General features: G+C 59.3%; 3 protein-coding genes. 1 reads left to right on the top strand and 2 read right to left on the bottom strand.

All coding sequences use genetic code 11. From position 1 onward, the window contains the following. Positions 1-27 precede the first annotated feature (27 nt). Positions 28-150, bottom strand: coding sequence for a hypothetical protein (locus P9272_RS35900; protein WP_278164952.1), 123 nt, complete (start codon positions 148-150; stop codon positions 28-30). Between the two features lie 78 nt (positions 151-228). On the opposite strand from P9272_RS35900, the gene P9272_RS35895 reads away from it, so the two are divergent. Beyond that, positions 229-432 carry a hypothetical protein gene (locus P9272_RS35895; protein ID WP_278164950.1) on the top strand — a complete coding sequence of 68 codons (204 nt, stop codon included), beginning with the start codon at positions 229-231 and terminating at the stop codon, positions 430-432. Positions 433-441: 9 nt separating this feature from the next. Here the strand turns inward: P9272_RS35895 and P9272_RS35890 are convergent. Then, on the bottom strand, positions 442-818 hold a 377-nt coding region (locus tag P9272_RS35890; protein WP_278164948.1), incomplete at its 5' end, for a hypothetical protein.

Below are 818 nucleotides of genomic sequence, written 5' to 3'. Positions count from 1 at the left end.
TGGCGAAGGGCCAGGAGGTAGTGGCGGCTACTGCATCTCCATAGCCCAAGCGTCGAACATCTGAACGAGCTCCGCGCGATCTTGCCAGACGGAATGCACGCAGACAGCAATGACGGCAATATAGCCTGCTCGGATCAGCAGCTTACGCATTCTCAAGATTCTCTCGTCGCCTTTCGACCCTGTGCAACGTTAACCGAATCTTGGCCAAACATCGATTAGCATTGCCTGATGGATGCTGTATTCGACGACCTCACGCGGGCAGTGCTGGCGCCCTCAAAGACAGCTTGGCCCACAGTCGCGCTCGCCGGCTCACTGGCCCTTGGCATTGCCATAGGACTAGGTATGGCGATCGACCATGTTGCTGCCGATCGCCCTCAGCCGATCAAGGTCCACTACGGGCCAGACCCGATCCTGTACCCCAAAGAGATCTAAGCGGCTCTGCTACGGCCCGAAGCTGATCGCGCCACCGATGTGGATCTGCGAGGCCGAAAGCGTCAGCGTCAGGTCATCGGTCGTGTTCGCGGCTGCTGTCGGGAAGTGGCACGCCACGATGCGATGATTGCCGGTGATGCTGGTGACGTCTGCATCCTCCACCACCGTGTCGGAACCGGTCCAGCTTTCTGTGAAGCCGGTGATTGTCGGCGAGCATATCCCCAGGGCGATAACCGCTCCTGATGCTTTGGTCTCGATGTCATTGAGTGCGATTGTCGTGCTTGTCGCCTGTGCTGACGACACCACGTCGAGCGGCGTTGCCGTGGTGCCGCTGACAACCCACACAAAGAGGTTTGCGCCTGTAGCGGGTGCACTGGCACTGAGAA

It is taken from the genome of Mesorhizobium sp. WSM4976 (assembly GCF_029625685.1).
Classification (GTDB): domain Bacteria; phylum Pseudomonadota; class Alphaproteobacteria; order Rhizobiales; family Rhizobiaceae; genus Mesorhizobium.
Note: the sequence above shows the minus strand (reverse complement) of the source record. Positions and strands in the feature narration are given on the sequence as shown.